14 protein-coding genes are annotated in these 16,662 nt (G+C 70.4%); 2 read left to right on the top strand and 12 right to left on the bottom strand.

Annotated features, from left to right (window positions below; all coding sequences use genetic code 11):
- Positions 1-4 precede the first annotated feature (4 nt).
- From araB to OUY22_RS08570, 12 genes are all read right to left on the bottom strand, one after another.
- A complete protein-coding gene (araB, locus tag OUY22_RS08625) occupies positions 5-1,660 on the bottom strand; it encodes a ribulokinase (RefSeq protein WP_270154309.1) in 1,656 nt (551 codons plus the stop codon).
- 86 nt (positions 1,661-1,746) lie between these two features.
- Positions 1,747-2,739 carry a LacI family DNA-binding transcriptional regulator gene (locus tag OUY22_RS08620; protein ID WP_270154308.1) on the bottom strand — a complete coding sequence of 331 codons (993 nt, stop codon included), beginning with the start codon at positions 2,737-2,739 and terminating at the stop codon, positions 1,747-1,749.
- Positions 2,740-2,840: 101 nt separating this feature from the next.
- A complete protein-coding gene (gene mmsB / locus OUY22_RS08615) occupies positions 2,841-4,103 on the bottom strand; it encodes a multiple monosaccharide ABC transporter permease (protein ID WP_270154288.1) in 1,263 nt (420 codons plus the stop codon).
- Positions 4,104-4,109: 6 nt separating this feature from the next.
- Positions 4,110-5,639, bottom strand: coding sequence for a multiple monosaccharide ABC transporter ATP-binding protein (mmsA, locus tag OUY22_RS08610; protein WP_270154287.1), 1,530 nt, complete (start codon positions 5,637-5,639; stop codon positions 4,110-4,112).
- A 58-nt stretch (positions 5,640-5,697) separates the two neighbouring features.
- Complete coding sequence (gene chvE, locus OUY22_RS08605; RefSeq protein ID WP_270154286.1) at positions 5,698-6,816, bottom strand: multiple monosaccharide ABC transporter substrate-binding protein; 1,119 nt, start codon at positions 6,814-6,816, stop codon at positions 5,698-5,700.
- Positions 6,817-7,004: 188 nt separating this feature from the next.
- Positions 7,005-7,991: a galactofuranose ABC transporter, permease protein YjfF gene (yjfF, locus tag OUY22_RS08600; RefSeq protein WP_270154285.1), complete on the bottom strand. Its 987-nt coding sequence runs from the start codon at positions 7,989-7,991 to the stop codon at positions 7,005-7,007.
- Positions 7,988-9,001: an ABC transporter permease gene (locus OUY22_RS08595; protein WP_270154284.1), complete on the bottom strand. Its 1,014-nt coding sequence runs from the start codon at positions 8,999-9,001 to the stop codon at positions 7,988-7,990. The genes yjfF and OUY22_RS08595 overlap by 4 nt, the downstream gene beginning before the upstream one ends.
- The gene (locus tag OUY22_RS08590; RefSeq protein ID WP_270154283.1) at positions 9,001-10,509 is read right to left on the bottom strand and encodes a sugar ABC transporter ATP-binding protein; all 1,509 of its coding nucleotides are present in this window, start codon (positions 10,507-10,509) and stop codon (positions 9,001-9,003) included. Before OUY22_RS08590 ends, OUY22_RS08595 begins: the two co-directional genes overlap by 1 nt.
- A gap of 57 nt (positions 10,510-10,566) precedes the next feature.
- Positions 10,567-11,562 carry an ABC transporter substrate-binding protein gene (locus OUY22_RS08585; protein ID WP_270154282.1) on the bottom strand — a complete coding sequence of 332 codons (996 nt, stop codon included), beginning with the start codon at positions 11,560-11,562 and terminating at the stop codon, positions 10,567-10,569.
- Between the two features lie 76 nt (positions 11,563-11,638).
- Complete coding sequence (locus OUY22_RS08580; RefSeq protein WP_270154306.1) at positions 11,639-12,622, bottom strand: LacI family DNA-binding transcriptional regulator; 984 nt, start codon at positions 12,620-12,622, stop codon at positions 11,639-11,641.
- 303 nt (positions 12,623-12,925) lie between these two features.
- Entirely contained in the window at positions 12,926-14,194 is a 1,269-nt protein-coding gene (locus tag OUY22_RS08575; protein WP_270154281.1) for an acyltransferase family protein, read from the bottom strand.
- Complete coding sequence (locus OUY22_RS08570; protein ID WP_270154280.1) at positions 14,191-14,862, bottom strand: phosphotransferase; 672 nt, start codon at positions 14,860-14,862, stop codon at positions 14,191-14,193. The genes OUY22_RS08575 and OUY22_RS08570 overlap by 4 nt, the downstream gene beginning before the upstream one ends.
- Before the next feature lie 191 nt (positions 14,863-15,053).
- Between OUY22_RS08570 and OUY22_RS08565 the strand changes: the two genes are divergently transcribed.
- Positions 15,054-15,884 carry an ABC transporter ATP-binding protein gene (locus OUY22_RS08565; protein WP_270154279.1) on the top strand — a complete coding sequence of 277 codons (831 nt, stop codon included), beginning with the start codon at positions 15,054-15,056 and terminating at the stop codon, positions 15,882-15,884.
- Positions 15,874-16,659 (top strand): ABC transporter permease, encoded by a 786-nt coding sequence (locus OUY22_RS08560; protein WP_270154278.1) that lies wholly within the window; start codon positions 15,874-15,876, stop codon positions 16,657-16,659. The genes OUY22_RS08565 and OUY22_RS08560 overlap by 11 nt, the downstream gene beginning before the upstream one ends.
- The last annotated feature ends 3 nt before the right edge of the window (positions 16,660-16,662 follow it).

Raw genomic sequence — 16,662 nt, 5'->3', positions numbered from 1 at the left:
GGCCTCACGCGGTCGCCTCGTTCCTGATGGCGCGCAGGGTGTGCAGCATGCGTCCGTCTCCGAAGTGGTCGTGCAGGGTGCGGTACTCGGCGTACAGCCGGTCGTAGGCGTCGGCCCTGGCCGGGTCGGGCAGGTACGCGGCCTCGGTGCGCTTGCCCATGGCGGCGGCCGCCTTCTCGATGTCGCCGTAGGCACCGGCGGCGACGGCGGCGTGGATGGCCGAGCCGAGCGCCGGGCCCTGGTCGGAGCCGATGACCGACAGCGGGCGGCGCAGCACGTCGGCGTAGACCTGTATGAGGAAGCGGTTCTTCAGCAGGCCGCCGGCCACGACGAACTCCTCGACCGGGACGCCTGCCCGTTCGAAGGTCTCGACGATCATGCGGGCGCCGAAGGCGGTGGACTCGATGAGCGCCCGGTAGACGTCCTCCGGCCGGGTGGCGAGGGTCTGGCCGACGATGACGCCGGACAGGTTGTGGTCCACGAGGACCGAGCGGTTGCCGCCGAACCAGTCGAGGGCGACCAGGCCGTGCTGGCCGACGGCCTGCTTCTCGGCCAGCGAGGTGAGGTACTCGTGCGCGTTCATCCCCTGGGCGGCCGCCGCCTCGGCGTACCCGGCGGGGACGTGGGCGTCGGCGAACCAGGCGAAGATGTCGCCGACCGCGGACTGGCCGGCCTCGTACCCCCACAGGCCGGGCACGATGCCGTCGCGTACCACGCCGCACATGCCGGGCACCTCGGCGAGCTGGTCGCTGGGCATGATGTGGCAGGTGGAGGTGCCCATGATGGCCACCATCTGGCCGGGTCTGACGGCGTCGGCGGCGGCGGCGGTGACGTGCGCGTCCACGTTGCCGACGGCGACGGCGATCCCCTCGGGCAGGCCGGTCCAGGCGGCCGCCTCGGCGGTGAGGGTTCCGGCGAGGCCGCCGAGCGCCGCCAGGGTGACTCCCGCGATCTTCTCGCCGACCTGCCCGGTGGCGAGTTTCGCGGTGAAGCCGGCGAAGCCGGGGTTCAGCTCGGCCAGGAACTCCTCGGAGGGGTAGCCGTCGTCCTGGAGGATGCCCTTGTAGCCGGCGGTGCAGATGTTGCGGCTCTCCACCCCGGTGAGCTGCCAGATGATCCAGTCGGCGGCCTCGATCCACCGTTCGGCCGCGGCGTAGGTCTCCGGGTCCTCCTCCAGGACCTGCAGCGCCTTGGCGAACTCCCACTCGGAGGAGATCTTGCCGCCGTAGCGGGGCAGCCAGCTCTCGCCGCGCCGGGCCGCCAGCCCGTTGATCCGGTCGGCGTGCGGCTGGGCGGCGTGGTGCTTCCACAGCTTGGGCCAGGCGTGCGGCCGCTCGGGGGTCCGCAGGCAGAGCGGGGTGCCGTCGGCCGTGGCCGGCAGCACGGTGCACGCGGTGAAGTCGGTGCCGATGCCGATCACCTCGCCGGCGGGGACGCCCGCCGCGGCGAGGGCGGCCGGTACGGCCACGCGCAGCACGTCGATCCAGTCCTGCGGCGACTGCAGGGCCCAGTCGGGGCCGAGCCGCACGCCGGAGCCCGGGAGCTCCCGCTCGATGACGCCGTGCGCGTACTCGTGCACGGCGCTGCCCAGCTCGGCGCCGTCGGACACGCGGACGACGACGGCACGCCCGGACAACGTGCCGAAGTCCACTCCGACCACGTACTTGTTAGCGTTCACGCTGAACTCCAGGGGATTCGTACGGGGCCTTGCCCCCGCATAGGACACGGCATGGATCACGGCATGGATCACGGCACCCGCGCCGCGGCGGCCGTGCTGGACCTGACGACGAACCCGGGCGGCACGACGAGCCGCTCGCCCGCGCCCGCCCCCGAGTCGATCTGCCGGAGCAGCACCTCGATGCAGTGCCGGCCCACCTGGTCGAAGTCCTGCCTGACCGTGGTGAGCGGGGGCGAGAAGAACGCCGACTCGGGGATGTCGTCGAAGCCCACGACGCTGATCTGGTCGGGTACCTTCACTCCTTCCTCGGAGAGCGCGCGCAGCACGCCCAGCGCCATCTGGTCGTTGGCCGCGAAGACGGCGGTGACGCCGTCCATCGCGGCCAGGATCCTGCCCGCCTCGTAGCCGGCGTGCGGGCTCCAGTCGCCCGCCAGTGGCTCGGGCACCGGCCGGCCCGCCTCCTGCAGCGTGGCCCGCCAGCCCTCCAGCCGGCCCTCGGTCTCCAGCCAGTCGGGCGGGCCGGTGACGTGGTGGACGGTCCGGTGACCCAGCTCCAGCAGGTGCCGGGTGGCGAGCCTGGCGCCCTCGGCCTGGTCGATGCAGACCACCGAGACGTCGCTGCGGTGGCTGCCCTCGACCGCGACGGCGGGGGTGCCCGACGGCAGGTTCTCCAGCGCCGGGCCGGCCGAACGCCGCGGCGCCACCACCACGACCCCGTCCACCCCCTGACCGGACAGGTAGTCGATGGCGTCGCGGACGCTGTCGACGTCGAGGGTCTTCAGGCTCACGATGCTCACGAAGTAGCCGGCGGTCCTGGCCGCCTGCTCGATCCCGTAGATCGTGCTGGCCGGGCCGTAAAGAGTGGTGTCGAAGCTGACCACGCCGAGCATCCGGGACCGCTTGGTGACCAGGGCGCGGGCGACCAGGTTGCGCCGGTAGCCCAGCCTGGTGATCGCCTGCTCCACCCTGGCCCGGGTGTCGGGCCGGACGTTGGGGTGGTCGTTCAGCACCCGGGAGACCGTCTGGTGCGACACGCCGGCTTCCCTGGCCACGTCGGCCATCACGGGCGGGCGGCGCTTGGGCGGCGCTCCCACGGTCTCTCCTCTCTGCGGGTCCGGGACGGGTACGGGTACGGGTACGGGAACGGGACGGGAGCCGGGGGTCAGCCGGCGGCGCCCGCGCGGCGCTTGGTCCACACGTCGAAGGCGACGGCGGCCAGCAGCACGAGGCCCTTGACGAGCATGACCCGTTCGCTCGGCGAGCCGATCAGGGACATGCCGTTGTTGATCACCGCCATGATGAGGCCGCCGGTGATGGCCCCGACCACCTTGCCGACGCCGCCCTGGACGGCCGCGCCGCCGATGAAGGCCGCGGCGATGGCGTCCAGCTCGAAGGCGTTGCCCGCCGTCGGGCCCGCCTGGTTGAGCCGGCCGGCGAAGATGATGCCGGCGACGGCCGCCAGCACGCCCATGTTGACGAAGATCCAGAAGACGACCTTCTTGACCTTGACGCCGGACATGACCGCGGCCTGCAGGTTGCCGCCGATGGCGTAGATCTGCCGGCCGAACACGGTCTTGTTGGCCAGCAGCGAGTAGCCCAGCACCAGCACCGCGAGGAGGACCAGCACCCACGGCAGGTTCTTGAACCGGGCGAGCTGCACGACCAGGAACATGATGAGCGCGGCCCCGGCGACCATCTTGAGCGCGAACAGCGCCAGCGGCTCCACGTCCTGCCCGTAGCCGGCCCTGGCCGCGCGGGTGCGCCACTGGGACACGACCATGCCGGCGATCGCGGCCAGCGCGACGAGCAGGCTGAACAGGTCGGCGCCGCCCAGCGGGCCGAGCCCGACGTTGCCGAGGTAGCCGGGGGTGAACCCGTTGGCCAGCGTGCGGACCTGGTCGGGGAACGGGCCGATGCCCTGGTTGCCGAGCACGGTGAGGGTCAGCGCGCGGAACAGCAGCATGCCCGCGAGCGTCACGATGAACGCCGGGATGCCGAAGTAGGCCACCCAGTAGCCCTGCCAGGCGCCGATCAGGGCGCCGGCGGCGATCGTGAGGATGATGGCCAGCGGCCACGGCATGCTCATGTTGACCATGAGCACCGCGGCGAGCCCGCCCGTGACGGCCACCACCGAGCCCACCGACAGGTCGATGTGCCCGGCGATGATCACCAGGATCATCCCGATCGCGAGGATCAGGATGTAGGAGTTCTGGACGATGATGTTGGAGATGTTCTGGGGGGTCAGGAGCGCGCCGTCGGTGAGGATCGAGAAGAGGACGACGATCAGCGCGAACGCGATGTAGATGCCGCTCGCCCTCAGGTTGAGCGACATTCCGCCCAGAGAGATGCGACCCGGCCGCCTGGGCTCTTCCGGTCCGCCGCCCGTGGCGCCCGCCGTGACGGCGGTGGGCGTGGTGCTGCTCATGTGGAGCTACTCCTGTCCCTTGGTCATCAGTTGCATGAGGCGTTCCTGCGTGGCTTCCCGCCGCGGCAGCTCACCGGTGACGCGCCCTTCGCAGAGCGTGTAGACGCGGTCGCACAGGCCCAGCAGCTCGGGCAGCTCCGAGGAGATCACCAGCACCGCCTTGCCCTCGTCGGCCAGCCGGTTGATGATCGTGTAGATCTCGTACTTGGCGCCGACGTCGATGCCGCGGGTGGGCTCGTCGAGGATGAGCACGTCGGGCTCGGTGAGGATCCACTTGGAGAGCACGACCTTCTGCTGGTTGCCGCCGCTGAGCTTGCCGACGACGCTCGACACGCTGGGCGCCTTGATGTTCATGCTCTTGTGGAAGCGCTGGGCGACCGCGTACTCCTCGTGCTCGTTGACCCAGCCGCGCCGCGACAGGCCGCTCAGGCCGGCCGCCGAGATGTTCCGCTTGATGTCCTCGATGAGGTTGAGCCCGTACCGCTTGCGGTCCTCGGTGGCGTAGGCCAGGCCGTGCCGGATCGCGTCCTGCACGGTGCGGATCTCGATCGGCTTGCCGTCCTTGTAGATCTTGCCGGAGATGTTGACCCCGTACGCGCGGCCGAAGACGCTCATCGCCAGCTCGGTCCGCCCGGCGCCCATGAGGCCGGCCAGTCCGACGATCTCGCCGCGCCGCAGCGTGAGCGAGGCGCCGTCGACGACCTTGCGGCCGGGCTGGCTGGGGCTGTGGACGGTCCAGTCCTCGATGCGCAGCGCCTCCTCGCCGATCGTGGACTCGTGCGGCGGGAAGCGGTTGTCCAGGGCGCGGCCGACCATGCCGGAGATGATCCGGTCCTCGGTCACCTCGTCGGTCGCCATGTCGAGCGTCTCGATGGTGCGGCCGTCGCGGATGATCGTGACGGCGTCGGCGATGGCGGTCACCTCGTTCAGCTTGTGGGAGATGATCACGCAGGTGATGCCCTCGTCGCGCAGCCCGCGCAGCAGGTCGAGCAGGTGCGCGGAGTCGTCGTCGTTGAGCGCCGCGGTCGGCTCGTCGAGGATGAGCAGCTTCACCTCCTTCGACAGCGCCTTGGCGATCTCCACGAGCTGCTGCTTGCCGACGCCGAGGTCGGAGACGACGGTCGTCGGGTTCTCCCGCAGGCCCACCCGCTTCATCAGCAGGCCGGCCTCGTAGTTGGTGCGGTTCCAGTCGATGATCCCGCGCCTGGCCCGTTCGTTGCCGAGGAAGATGTTCTCCGCGATCGACAGCTGCGGGCTGAGCGCCAGCTCCTGGTGGATGATGACGATGCCGGCGTGCTCGCTGTCGCGGATGCCGCCGAACGCGCACCGCGCGCCGTCGAAGTGGATCTCGCCCTCGTACGTGCCGTGCGGATAGACCCCGGACAGCACCTTCATCAGCGTCGACTTGCCGGCGCCGTTCTCGCCGCAGATGGCGTGGATCCGGCCGCGCCGCACGGACAGGTTGACGTCCTGCAGCGCCTTGACGCCGGGGAAGGTCTTGGTGATCCCGGTCATCCGCAGAATGTGGTCGGTCATGTGTCGAAGCCCCTCGGTCAGGGGCTCCGGGGGACGGGTCGTCCCCCGGAGCACGGCCCTACTTGAGCTGGTCCTCGGTGTAGTAGTCGCCGCCGATGATGATCTCCTTGTAGTTCGTCTTGTCGACGATCACCGGGTCGAGCAGGTACGAGGGGACGACCTTGTTGCCGTTGTCGTAGTCCTTCTCGTTGTTGACCTCGGGCTTCTGGCCCTTGAGCACGGCGTCGGCCATCTTGACGGTGGTCTCGGCGAGCTTGCGGGTGTCCTTGAAGATCGTCGAGTACTGCTCGTCCGCGATGATCGACTTGACCGAGGCGAGCTCGGCGTCCTGGCCGGTCACGATCGGGTAGGGCTGGCCGCTGGTGCCGTAGCCGCTGCTCTTGAGCGCCGACAGGATGCCGATGGACAGGCCGTCGTACGGGGAGAGCACGCCGTCGACCTTGGTGTCACCGGTGTAGGTCTTGGTGAGGATGTCCTCCATGCGCCGCTGCGCGGTGGCCGGGTCCCAGCGCAGGATCGCGGCGGTCTTGAAGTCGGTCTGGCCGCTCTTGACGACGAGGGTGCCGTCGTCGATCTTCGGCTGGAGCACCGACATGGCGCCGTTCCAGAAGAACGTGGCGTTGTTGTCGTCGGGCGAGCCGCCGAACAGCTCGACGTTGAACGGGCCCTTCTCGCCCTTGTCCACGCCGAGGCCCTGGAGGAGGGAGGTGGCCTGCTGCACGCCGACCTTGAAGTTGTCGAAGGTGGCGTAGTAGTCGACGTTCGGGCTGTTGCGGATCAGGCGGTCGTAGGCGATGACCGGGATCTTGTTGTCCGCCGCCTGCTGGAGCTGGGAGGTGAGCGCGGTGCCGTCGATCGAGGCCACGATCAGCAGCTTGGCGCCCTTGGTGATCTGGTTCTCGATCTGGTTCGCCTGGGTGGGGATGTCGTTCTCCGCGTACTGGAGGTCGACCTGGTAACCGAGCGCCTCCAGCTGCTTCTTGACGTTGTCGCCGTCGTGGATCCACCGCTCGGACGACTTGGTCGGCATCGTGACGCCGACCAGCCCGCCGGAGTTGCCCCCTCCGGCGGCGGAGGACGCCTCGGCGTCGACCGTCTTCTGACTGGAGCCGCAGGCCGTCATGGTGGCGGCGAGCGCGATCGCGGTGACCACGCCCCCGATCCGTCCCAACCTCATCGTGTGCTCTCCTTGCATGAAAGATCACGGCAGCGGGGGCTGCGCGTGAGTGTTAACGGTTCACCACAAGAAGGGATGAACCAGAACAAACCTCGCATTTGTTGTCCGTGATTGTTATCGCTAACAACCACGGTGTCAATGGCTCCCGGTAACCTCCTGGTAACGTTCACATGGTATCTCCCCGCAGGTCAGAGGCGTGACCGCGCCGAGAACAGCCGCTGCAGCAGGATGAACGCGAACAGCAGGAGGCCGATGACGATCTTGGTCCACCAGGAGCTCAACGTGCCCTCGAAGCTGAGGATGGTCTGGATCAGGCCCAGCACGAGCACGCCCAGCACGGTGCCCAGCAGGAAACCGGTCCCCCCGGTGAGCAGGGTCCCGCCGATGACCACCGCCGCGATCGCGTCCAGTTCCATGCCGACCGCGTGCAGGCCGTACCCGGAGAGCATGTAGAACGACAGCACGACCCCGCCGAGCGCCGAGCAGAACCCGGAGATCGTGTAGACCGCCACCTTCGTGCGGCCCACGGGCAGGCCCATGAGCAGCGCCGACTGCTCGCTGCCGCCGGTGGCGTAGACCGCCCGGCCCAGCCGCGTGTAGTGCAGCACGTACGCGGCCACCACCACCACGACCGCCGCGATGACCACGCTCGGCGAGATCCACAGATCCGCGAACAGGTCCAGCCGGGTCTGCGCGAAGACGGTGAACGTGGGATCGGTGATCGGGATGGACTCTGTTCCGATCGTGTAACACAGTCCTCTCGCCAGGAACATCCCGGCCAGCGTCACGATGAACGGCTGGATGTCGAAGGCGTGGATCAGGTAGCCCATCACCAGGCCCAGCCCCGAGCCGACCAGCAGCACCAGCGGCACCACAACGTACGGCGGCCAGCCCGGCCCGGACATCAGGCTCGCGGCGATCATCGTGGACAGCGCCACCACCGAGCCCACCGACAGGTCGATGCCGCCGGTGAGGATCACGAACGTCATCCCGACGGCCACGATCAGCAGGAACGCGTTGTCGATGAAGACGTTCAGCACGATCTGCCCGGTGGCGAACCCCTCGTAGCGGACGCCGCCCGCCAGGAACATGGCCGCGAACAGGCAGGCCGTCACCATGACCGGCACGTACTTGGCGGGGATCGTCCTGCCCCCGCCGAGGCTGAGCGTGCTCACGTGCTCACCCGTACCTTCTCCTCGTTCACCGGCTGGGGCGGGGCGGTCCCGCCGCGGCGGCGGAACACCTTGTCGCGGAACGCCTGCGACTGGATCAGGCAGACCGCGGTCACCACGAGCGCCTTGAACAGCAACGTGGTCTCCGGCGGCACGCCGACGGAGTAGATCGTGGTCGTCAGCGTCTGGATGATCAGCGCTCCGATCACCGTGCCGCCGAGCGAGAACCGGCCGCCGGCCAGCGACGTGCCGCCGATCACCACGGCCAGGATGGCGTCCAGCTCGATCCACAGGCCGGCGTTGTTGCCGTCGGCGCTGGACACGTTGGAGCTGATCATCAGCCCCGCCACGCCCGCGCAGAGGGCGGCGAACGCGTACACCATCACGATGATCCCGCGTGCCCTGATGCCGGCCAGCCTGCTCGCCTCGGCGTTGCCGCCGACCGACTCGATGAGCACGCCGAGGGCCAGCCGCCGGGTGAGGAACGCGGTGACCGCCAGCACGACGAGCACGATGAGGATGCCGAACGGCACGGTCAGCAGGTAGCCGCCGCCGATGAGCTTGTACGCGGGCTCGTTGACGGTGATGATCTGCCCGTCGGTGATCAGCTGGGCCAGGCCGCGCCCGGTCACCATGAGGATCAGCGTGGCGATGATCGGCTGGATGCCGACCGCGGCGATCAGGAACCCGTTCCAGGCGCCGAGCAGCAGGCAGAGCCCGAGCGACAGCGCCACGGCGACGAGCACGCCCTGGTCCTGGCTGATCTGCAGGCAGGCGAGCGCGGCGCCGATGGCCACCACCGAGCCCACCGACAGGTCGATGCCGCCGGTCGCGATGACCAGCGTCATGCCCAGCGACACCAGGATCAGCGGGGCGCCGAACCGCAGGATGTCGATCAGGCTCCCGTACAGGTGGCCCTCGCGGAGCTGGATGGAGAAGAAGCCGGGGGTGAAGATCACGTTGACGAGTAACAGCGCGGCCAGGATCAGGATCGGCCACAGCAGGCGGCGCATCAGGTCCGGCCTCCGCTCGCGATGGTCTCCATGATCACTTCCTTGGTGAGCTCGTCGTCGTTGGGCAGTTCGGCGATCAACCGGCGGTCCCGCAGCACCGCGACCTTGTGGCTGAGCCGCAGCACCTCCTCCAGTTCGGCGGAGATGAACAGCACCGCCACCCCGCCGTCGGACAGTTCGGCGACCAGCCGCTGGATCTCGGTCTTGGCGCCGACGTCGATGCCGCGGGTGGGCTCGTCGAGGATGAGCAGCCGCGGCTCCAGGATCAGCCAGCGGGCCAGCAGCACCTTCTGCTGGTTGCCGCCGCTGAGGTTGCGCACCGGGATCTCGGGGTTGGGCGGGTTGATCCGCAGCGCCTTGACGTACTTGGCGACCAGCTGGTCCTGCTGCTCGCGCGGCACCGGCCTGGTCCAGCCTCGGGTGGCCTGCAGGGCCAGGACGATGTTCTCGCGGACGGTGAGGTCCTCGATCAGGCCGTCGGTCTTGCGGTTCTCCGAGCAGAAGGCGATCTTGTGGTTCATCGCGGCGCGCGGGGTGCGCAGCGTGACCGGCTCGCCCCGGACCGCGAGCTGCCCGCCCGAGGGGTGGTCGGCGCCGAACAGCAGCCGGGCGACCTCGGTGCGGCCTGAGCCGAGCAGCCCGGCCAGCCCGACGACCTGGCCCTCGTGGATGGTCAGCGAGAACGGCTCGATCGCCCCGGACCGGCTCAGCTCGCGCGCCTCGACCAGCGGCCGGGTGAAGGCCCTGGCCTCACCGTGCAGCTTGTCCAGCGCCTCCAGCTCCTGACCGATCATCTTGGCGACCAGCTCGACCTGGCTGAGCTCGCGGGTGAGGTACTCCCCCACCAGCCGCCCGTTGCGCAGGATCGTCATCCGGTCGGAGATCTCGTACACCTGGTCCAGGAAGTGCGTGACGAAGAGGATGGCGATGCCCTCCTCCTTGAGCCTGCGCATGACCCGGAAGAGCTGCCCCACCTCGTCGGCGTCCAGGCTGGAGGTGGGCTCGTCCAGGATCAGCACGCGGGCCTCGACGTCGAGCGCGCGGGCGATGGCCACCATCTGCTGGATGGCCAGCGAGTACGACGACAGCGGCGCGGAGACGTCCAGGTCGAGCTCCATCCGCGCCAGCAGTTCCCTGGCGCGGGCCCGCATCCGCTTCCAGTCGATGCGGCCGAAGCGGCGCGGCTCGCGGCCGATGAGGATGTTCTCGGCCACGGACAGGTTCGTGCAGAGGTTGACCTCCTGGTAGACGGTGCTGATCCCGGCCTGACGCGCCTCCAGCGGGCTGGCGAAGGCGACGGGCCGCCCGTCGAGCTCGACGGCGCCTTCGTCGGCCGGGTGCACGCCGGTCAGCACCTTGATCAGGGTGGACTTGCCCGCGCCGTTCTCGCCCATGAGCGCGTGCACCTCTCCGGGCAGCAGCCGCAGGTCCACGCGGTCGAGGGCGCGCACGCCCGGGAACTGTTTGCCGATCCCGCTCATCCGCAGGACCGGCGCGGGTGCGTCCATCCGGCGCCCCTTCCTTTCGGACCGGGCCGGCCGCGCGGCCGGCCCGGTCGTCCACGGTCAGTACTGGCGGCTGGGCAGGGCTTCCTTGGCCTGCTCCTGGGTGAACGTGGTCTCCTCGGTCACCACGCGGGCCGGCACGCTCTCGCCGGCGACGACCTTCTTGGCCAGGTCCATCAGCTGCGGGCCGAGCAGCGGGGAGCACTCGACGATGTAGTTGATCTTCCCGTCGGCGAGCGCCTGCATCCCGTCCTTGACGGCGTCCACCGTGATGATCTTGATGTCCTTGCCGGGCACCTTGCCCGCGCCCTCGATCGCCTCGATCGCGCCCAGGCCCATGTCGTCGTTGTGGGCGTAGAGGACGTCGATGTCCGGCTGCGCCTTCAAGAAGGCGTCCATGACCTCCTTGCCCTTGGCCCTGGTGAAGTCACCGGTCTGCGAGGCGACGATCTTGAACTTCTGGTCGGCGCCGATGACCTCGGCGAATCCCGCCTTGCGGTCGTTGGCCGGGGCGGAGCCGGTGGTGCCCTGCAACTCGACGATGTTGACGGTCTCGCTGCTGTCCTTGTACTCCTCGACCAGCCACTGGCCGGCCTTCTTGCCCTCCTCGACGAAGTCCGAGCCGAGGAAGCTCTTGTAGAGCGAGGTGTCCGCGGAGTCGACGGCCCGGTCGGTCAGGATCACCGGGATGTTCGCGTCCTTGGCCTCCTTGAGCACGGTGTCCCAGCCCGACTCCACGACCGGCGAGAACGCGATGACGTCCACCTTCTGCTGGATGTAGGAGCGGATCGCCTTGATCTGGTTCTCCTGCTTCTGCTGGGCGTCGGAGAAGCGCAGCGTGATGCCGGCCTGCTTGGCGGCCTCCTGGACGGACTTGGTGTTCGCGGTCCGCCAGCCGCTCTCCGCGCCGACCTGGGAGAAGCCCATGACGATCGAGTCGCCGCCGGAGCCTCCTCCTTCCGTGCCGCCGCTGCCGCCGCTGCCACCGGTGCCGCATGCCGCCAGCGCCGCCGCGGTCAATCCGGCGACGACCAGCGTCGAGATCCTCTTCAACACGTGGGGGGTGTCCTTTCTGGGGTTGTGAGCGCTAACACGAGGGGCGTGCGAGCGCCGTCCTGCCGGCGGCCCGGGCTCAGCGCCCGGCCGTGCTGACGCGGGGGACGAACGCGGGAGGGACGACGAGCCGCTCGCTTGCCTGCGGCCCGCCGGCCTCGATCTGCCGCAGCAGCACCCCGATGCTGTGCCGCCCGACCGCGCCGAAATCCTGCCTGATGGTGGTGAGCGGAGGTGAGAAGTACGCCGACTCGGGGATGTCGTCGAAGCCGACGACGCTCACCTGACCGGGCACCTTCACCCCCTTCTCGGTGAAGGCCCGCAGCACGCCCAGCGCCATCTGGTCGTTGGCCACGAAGACCGCCGTGACCCCGGCCATGCCGGCCAGGCTGCGACCGGCCTCGTAACCGGAGCGCGGGCTCCAGTCGCCGGCCAGCGGCTCGGGGACCGCCCGGCCCGCCCGCTCCAGAGCGGACCGCCAGCCGATCACCCGGCCTTCGGCCTCCAGCCAGTCGCCCGGCCCGCGTACGTGCCAGACCGTCTCGTGACCCAGCTCCAGCAGGTGCTCGGTGGCGAGCCTGCCGCCCTCGACCTGGTCCACGCAGACGACCGGCACCTCACCGGCCTCGCCGCCCTCGACCGCCACCGCCGGGATGTCGAGCGGCAGGTCGGCCAGCGCCTGGGCGGCCGACCGCTGCGGCGCGACCGCCACGATGCCGTCGACGCCCTGGTCGGCCAGGTAGTCGAGGGCGTCGCGGACGCCGGTCTTGTCGATGGACTTGAGGCTGACGATGCTGATGAAGTAACCGGCCGCCCTGGCCGCCTGCTCGATGCCGTACACCGTGCTGGCCGGGCCGTAGAGCGTGGTGTCGAAGCTGACCACGCCCAGGGTTCTGGAGTGCTTGGTGACCAGCGCGCGGGCGACGAGGTTGCGGCGGTAGCCCAGCTTGTCGATCGCCTCCAGCACCCGGGTCCGGGTCTCGGCGCGCACGTTGGGGTGGTCGTTGAGGACGCGCGAGACCGTCTGATGGGAAACGCCGGCCTCCTTGGCCACGTCCGCCATGACCGGCGGACGGCGTCCTCGGGCAGTTCCCACGGCCGTGCTCCTTTCGGGCTTGGCACGACTGTGAACGTTAACATGCCGCTCCGTCAAGGGTCGCCACGATTACGGTCGGGTTACACACGGGTCCGGCCGGCGGCCGTCAGCGGCGGGCCGGACCCCCGGCGCGGTCGGGCCCTTCCGCCCTGAGCTGCGCCGGGACGCCGGACCGCCGGAGGCCCGCGGCCCCACGGTGGCATTGTGGTTGATCCGTACCGCCCGGGTTCGCCGCCGGGCGGCCTCCCCTGCGGAAGGGGCCCCGCGCCGTCAGCGTCCGTCGCGCATGCCGAACAGGAACCGGGTGACCCGGGTCCGCCGTACCAGCACGTCGTACGCGGCGACCGTGAGGAGCAGCGAGACGGCCACGATCAGCGGGTACTTGACGGCGATGGGCGCGTCCAGCCGCACCACCCCGTACGCGACCGCGACCACGATCGGCTGGTGCAGGATGTACAGGGGCAGCACGGCGGCCGCCAGGTAGGCGTACACCCGCCGGCGGGCGCCGCCCCGTGACGGCGCGCCCGCGGGGCGGGCGGCGGCGCGGCGGTCGAGCAGGCCGAGGATGCCGACCAGCAGACACCAGCCCGCGACGCCGTACATCGCCCGCGCGACGGTGGCCATGGGGCTCAGGTCGGTGAAGGGGTCGCCGCCGGCGAGCAGGAACATGGGCAGGCCGGCCATGGGCAGCGTCACGCCGAGGGCGGCGGCCACCGGCGCGTCCCTGCGGATCGCCCGGCGGAAGCGGTCGTCGCCGGCGAGCACGAACCCGTAGCAGAAGAACAGCAGGTAGGCCCAGCGGCTCCAGCCGGCGTACTCCTCCTCCAGCCCGGCCAGCGCGCTGAGCAGCGCCACGGGGAGGGCGGGCAGCAGCAGGGCGCCGCGGTGCCCGGCCGCGGCGGCGAGCCGGTCGGCGATCCGGCCGGCGCGGGCGGCGGGGAACCAGCGCGCCACCGCCGCCAGCATGAGCGCGAACACCAGCAGCAGCAGCATGAACCACAGGTGCCCGGTCTCGAAGTGCTCGCCCTGCAGCACGAACGGGAACTCGGCCGGGTCGAACCGGACCTCGAAGAAGCGCGGCAGGAAGGCCAGGTAGGACTCGTGGTAGCCGGGGTCGGCGCGCAGCCGCAGCCACTGCGGCACCGGGACGATGGTGAGCGTGCCGAAGACCAGCGGCACGCCCAGCCGCAGCAGCCGCTCGGCGGCGAACCCGGCCGGGCCGCGGCGGCGCAGCGAGTGCCGGGCGCCGAAGCCGGCGATGAGGAAGAGGATGGGCATCGCCCACACCACGCCGAGTGCCGAGACGACGAGGGACACGCCCGTGGTCTCGGCGTTGCGTACGTAGAAGTCGTCGGAGCCGTCGAAGACCAGCGCCGCGTGGAAGAACACCAGCCCGACGACCACCAGCACCCGGACGGAGTCCAGCTCGCTCCGGCGCGCGGGCGGCGCTCCGCCGTCCGCCGGCGAGGGGGCGGGCTCCGGCTGCTCGGTCATCCGCTCGCCCCCCTCGGGCCGGCCTGCCTCGGCGCGCGCGGTCATCCGGCGGCCCGGAACTCTTCGCCGGCCAGGAAGGCGTCGATGTCGGCCTGCTCCTCCGGGCCGATGGCACGGTCCCCGCGCCATCGCTCGGCGGTCACGTGCAGATAGGGCCGCACGGCGGCGACGTCGACGCCCTCCAGGAAGGCGCCGAGCATGATCTCCCGCCAGTCCGGCACCGGCGCATCGGGCACGACGGTGGTGGCCAGGATGAGCCAGGTGCAGGCGACGTCGGCGACGGGCGCGCCCCTGGCCGCGTTGGCCCAGTCGACGATCCGCGGCCCGTCGCCGGTGATGACGACGTTGGAGGGGTGCAGATCCAGGTGGAGCAGCCGGTTGCCGGGGCAGCCCCCGACGGCCTTGAGCCACCCGGGCGCGCGCACGCGGCCCAGCGTCCGCAGCAGCTCGGCCAGGAGGTGGCCGTACTCCTCCAGGCGGTCGGGCCGGCGCAGCGCCGTCTCGCGCAGGCTCGGACCCTCCAGGCGTTCCATGAGGATGTCGGGCCCGTCGGCGTCGAAGACCTCCGGCGCGGGGATCCCGTGCCGGCGTGCGTGGCGGATGACGGCCGCCTCCTGCTCCAGGCCGCGGCCGTCGCGGGAGCGCTTGACCACCCTGCCCGCCCCGGCCTCGTAGACGAGGCAGTCGTCCCCGGCCGCGATCAATGCACCCACACGCATATTTGTCAGATTAATCAGTCAGGACGGCCGACAGGAATCGGCTGCCGTTGGCCGCTTCTTCGCGAAACTAGTTGCCACCGGCCGCGCCCATGTTCGTCGCTATCGTAAGAGAACGTCGGGCAATCGCGTAAATCGGATTACTCAAATACTGATGGTGTGACATCTGAGGAGGTGACACATTGCTGGTGGTAACCGATCTCGTCAAACGGTACGGCACGGTGCAGGCCCTCGACGGATTCACACTGAATGTGGCAGCCGGTGAAATCGTCGGACTGGTCGGACACAATGGTGCGGGCAAGACGACCTTTGTGGAAATCGTGTCCGATTTGATCCGACCGGACAGCGGTCACGTCACCATTGACGGTAAACCCCCGTCGGCCATGCGCGGCCAGGTCGGGGTCGCCCCCCAGCACCTGGCCCTCTATCCCTCCGTCACCGTGCGCGAGCACCTGGAGCTGTTCGGCAGGCTCGCCGGGCTCAGGGGGGCCGCGCTGACCTCGGCCATCGACGACCTCGCCGGCATCCTGCGGCTGGCGGAGATCATGGACAGGCGGGCGGGGAAGCTCTCCGGCGGCCAGCAGCGGCGTACCCAGGCCGCCACCGCGCTGGTGCACCGGCCGCCCCTGCTGCTCCTCGACGAGCCGACCGCCGGCGCCGACCTGGAGACCAGGCAGGCCATGCTCGACGTGGTCAAGCAGCGGGCGGGCGAGGGCGCGGCGGTCGTCTACACCACCCACTACCTCCCCGAGCTGACCGAGCTGCAGGCCACGCTCGCCGTCGCGCGGGACGGCCGGGTCATCGCCAGGGGCACCTACGAGGACCTGGCCAGAGACCTGCCGGGCGAGGTCCGGGTCCAGCTCGAGGACGACGAGGAGATCACCGTCTCCACCACCGAGCCGACCGCGACCCTGATCGACCTGCTCGGCCGCCTCGACCGCCCCATCCGCTCGGTCGACGTGCGCCACCCCTCCCTTGACGACCTCTACAGATCCCTGGCGGTCCACGATGCTCGCTGACAGCGCGCCGCGCGGCGCGGGCGTGTTACCCGCGTTCCACCGGATCGCCGCGGTGGCCCGGCACAACACCATCATCCGGCTGCGCGACCCCGGTCAGGCGATCAGCTACATCGTCATGCCGATGGTGCTCATGCTGGTGCTCAAGCCGCTGTACGTGCGGGCCGTGGACGGCGGCGCCACCCAGGTGTCCACCGGGCTCATGGTGATGTTCTCGGTCTTCGCGATCTCCCTGGCGGGCAACGCGATCCTGTCCGAACGCACCTGGCGGACCTGGGACCGGCTCCGCGTGAGCCAGGCGGCGGCCGCCGAGCTGCTGGCCGGCAAGATCGCGCCGATCTTCGCGGTGATGGTCGTGCAGCAGACGCTGCTGCTGACCTACGGCTGCCTGGTCATCGGGCTGCCGGTGCCGAGCGCGCCGCACTACGTGCTGCTGGCCATCGTGATCTGGGCCTTCGCGCTGCTCTCACTCGGCGCGCTGCTCGCCGCGATCGTGCGCAGCCACGGCGAGCTGAGCGTGATCTGCGACGTGGGCGCGCTGACGCTCAGCTCCCTGGGCGGCGCCCTGGTGCCGCTGAGCCTCATGCCCGAGTGGGCACAGCTCGTGGCGCCCGTCTCGCCCGGCTACTGGGCGCTGACCCTGATGCAGGCCGCGGTACGCGGCGACCTGGCGGGCATGCTGCCGTCCGCCGCGATCCTGCTGGCGATCGGCCTGGTGGCGGGCGCGTTCGCGGCCCGTCGGCTGGCTCGCGGCTGGGGCCGCGGCGGGCTGATCTGAGGC

It is taken from the genome of Nonomuraea corallina, from assembly GCF_027620315.1.
Taxonomy (GTDB): Bacteria; Actinomycetota; Actinomycetes; order Streptosporangiales; family Streptosporangiaceae; genus Nonomuraea; species Nonomuraea corallina.
The sequence above is the reverse complement of the archived record's forward strand: the minus strand, read 5'-3'. Positions and strand labels throughout refer to the sequence as shown.